Here is a 2,908-nt window from a genome sequence, read left to right as displayed (position 1 = left end):
GGCCCCTCTAGCCAGCCCTCCACCAGCACTGTCAGACCCGGCCGATATGATGGCCTGAAGCCATCGTCGGAGGAGTCTTAATGAGCGCCTGGGATCAGTTGGATGACCGTCTCCGCCCCGCGGTGGAAGCGAGCACCCGTGAGTTCGAGCGGGTACGGCCGCGCCTTGAAGAAGTGACCCGGCAAATGCAGGCCAGCATCCAGGAAATCTTCGTCGGCACCGAACTCAGCCCACTGTTCGTCACGGCTCGGACCAAGAGTATCGAGTCATTCCGTGACAAGGCCTCACGCATGCTCGCCTCAACAGTCCCCGGAGACGCCCCCACCCTGGTGTTCCCCGACCCGCTAAGAAACCTGACCGACGTCGTCGGCGTTCGGGTGATCACCACCCTGCCCCACGAGGTGGACGTCGCAGCGAATCTGATCAAGCGGCAGCGGCAGGAATTTGACTGCCGGGGCGACCGGGAGAAGGACATCGGCACCATCGAGTCCGGCACCTACGGCTACTCCAGCCGGCACCTCATCCTGCGCACCATCCAAAGCGAAGCGGTCAAAGAGTACCAGCGCGCCCTGGACCCGGCAGCCAAGGCTGGCGGCAGTTACATGCTCGAGGTGCAGATCCGTACGGTCCTGGCTCATGCGTGGTCCGAAATCGAGCACGACATCCGTTTCAAGGCATCAAATCCTCGGGCATGGAGCCCCTACTTCGACCGGCAATTCACTGGCACCGCCGCGATGCTCGAGTCAGTGGAATCAGCTTTCGCCGAGCTGCACGAGCGGTACGAGACAGTGACCGGGTTCTGGGATGAGGACGGGGAGGGAAGCGCCCCCCTGAGCCCCAACCGGGTCCGCGACGTGTGGCAGACCCTCCTCCCCCACGTTGACCGAAAATCCGACGACAACTGGGGTTGGGCTGCGGAACTGCTCGCCGCCCATGGACTGACGACGACGACGTCGCTGGCGTCGCTGCTCCAGGCGGACACCATTACGTCGGTTCGCCGAGCGTTGGACCACCGTTACTCGCCGGGCCCGGACCGGCTGCTCGACGACGTGCTGCTGTGGCACTACGGGGAACGCCACATCGACCTCACCGCCGAGGCAGCCGAGGCAGCGGTCTCGCCACGACGCGACAGCCTGCAGCGTCGGCATCGGCAAATGACCACCTTCCGGGCGCTGGAGGCCAGCAAATAACGCCTCAGTAACACCCGTCCCGCTAGGTTGCGGCATACCTGCGACGGGGCAGGTCCTGCGGAAGGAACTGTGCCATGGCCAAGTACGCACTCTGCGTCGGCATCAATAAGTTCGAAAACCTTCCGACCAACGCGTGGCTCAATGGCTGCGTCAACGACGCCAAGGACTTCGCCGCGCTTCTCACTGGGCATTACGGATTCGCGAAGCGGAACGTTGCGGTGCTCCTCGATTCAAAGGCTACGAAGGCTGCGGTGGTCGGGAAGCTGCAGGCCATGCTCAAACGGGCGAAACCCGGGGATCACCTTGTCTTCACGTTCTCCAGCCACGGCACCCAGGTCCTCGATGTCTCAGGTGATGAACCGGACGGCGCCGACGAAGCATTCGTCACCTTTGATATGCGGCAAAAGGGTGACCAGTGGGACGCCGCCACCCTTATTCTCGACGACGAGTTACATCACCTGCTCGGTACCCTTCCCGACGGGGTCCTGCTCGACGTCGTGCTGGACACGTGCCACAGCGGGACCGGGCTCAGGGCGCTGGATCTACTTCCCACCCGACGGCCCCGGTTCGTTCCGCCCCCGACGCCGCTCGGCCTGGAGCTCACCGAATCGGCGGATCCGCGCGCCTTCCGCGACCTGGTCCGGTCCGATGCGAAGGCGAAACCAGTCCTGTTTGCCGCCTGCCGGTCGGATCAGACAGCGGCTGATGCTGACTTCGCTGGACGATATAGCGGTGCCTTCAGCCACTACCTGCTCCAGGCCGTCAAAGACGACCCATCGGCAAGCCGGCGAGTGCTGCTGAAACGCGTCAGCGCCGACTTACGGGATGGGAAGTTCACCCAGCGGGCCCAACTGGAAGCGCCAGTGGCGGCCAAAAGCGCCGCGTGGGGCACCGCCTTCTAGGAACTAGCGGCCGCGCCCCCGGCTATGGAACGTGATTTTCGGTGTTCCAGTGCCAGACCTGGGCCGTGCATCAGAAGGAGTGATTTCCGCCAGGGTGGTGGCATCCCGAACCTTCTCCTGTGCGTTTTCCTGCTGCCTCACCGGGTCATAGACCGGTTTCAACGCCGCGTAACAAAGGTGGCCTCCCTCGTCGAATCTGAGCAACCCACCTCCGCGCAGGATGACGGGTCCGGGCCCGGACAACCCCATGCGGCGCATTTCGGGCCGCCCGATAGTGAACTCCTGAACAAAGGAGGCGCCGATCTCCGAGACGACGAACCCGTCCGGGCTGATCCGGATGCTGGGTCGCACCCGGTCCACGGTGATTGAATGCCGCTCATCCATCGCGGTTTCCCGTAACAAGTCCCCGTTCTCCCAGATGAACCTCACGATCTCTTCCGGGTCGGTTCCCAGCGCTGATAGCCGGACGGGGTACCTGAGGCTGCTCATGCGTTCGATCCCGGTGAGCAAATCATCGGCCGGCACCGTAACCCCCACCTCGGCGAAGCAGTCCCGCACCACCTGCCGATAGTGAAAACGATCCTGCGGAACCAGCACCAGGTCGGCGGAGAGGATGCCCCGCAGCAAGTCCGGCCAGGTCACGTCCACCGGAGCCATGTACCCGAGCCCACGGATCAGCATCGCCAGGACCTGTTCACCCACCTTCGCCCCGGACTTCGCCACCTGGTGCAGGCTCGAGCGGCCACCGGGCTGGTCCAGACGGATCTGCCATAGCCGCGCCACCACATTCAGCATCGCCCGCACCACTGGCTCGCC

At 64.1% G+C, this 2,908-nt stretch carries 3 protein-coding genes; 2 read left to right on the top strand and 1 reads right to left on the bottom strand.

Features of this window, described 5'->3' with window-relative positions:
• The first annotated feature begins 80 nt into the window (after positions 1–80).
• Positions 81–1,190, top strand: a complete 1,110-nt coding sequence (locus K728_RS0114505) for a GTP pyrophosphokinase (protein ID WP_024477142.1) — start codon at positions 81–83, stop codon at positions 1,188–1,190.
• 74 nt (positions 1,191–1,264) lie between these two features.
• Positions 1,265–2,092 carry a caspase family protein gene (locus K728_RS0114500; protein WP_019484034.1) on the top strand — a complete coding sequence of 276 codons (828 nt, stop codon included), beginning with the start codon at positions 1,265–1,267 and terminating at the stop codon, positions 2,090–2,092.
• A 3-nt stretch (positions 2,093–2,095) separates the two neighbouring features.
• Here K728_RS0114500 and K728_RS21345 read toward each other — a convergent pair.
• The coding region (locus K728_RS21345; protein WP_024477141.1) for a hypothetical protein at positions 2,096–2,908 on the bottom strand (813 nt) is incomplete at its 5' end.

Origin of the sequence: Arthrobacter sp. CAL618, from assembly GCF_000468215.1 — a bacterium.
Lineage (GTDB): Bacteria > Actinomycetota > Actinomycetes > Actinomycetales > Micrococcaceae > Arthrobacter_D.
Note: the sequence above shows the minus strand (reverse complement) of the source record. Positions and strands in the feature narration are given on the sequence as shown.

What these genes read in the sequence shown, in the direction of transcription:
- K728_RS0114505 (WP_024477142.1), top strand. Translation starts at nt 81, where the DNA reads ATGAGCGCCTGGGATCAGTTGGATGACCGTCTCCGCCCCGCGGTGGAA.
- K728_RS0114500 (WP_019484034.1), top strand. Translation starts at nt 1,265, where the DNA reads ATGGCCAAGTACGCACTCTGCGTCGGCATCAATAAGTTCGAAAACCTT.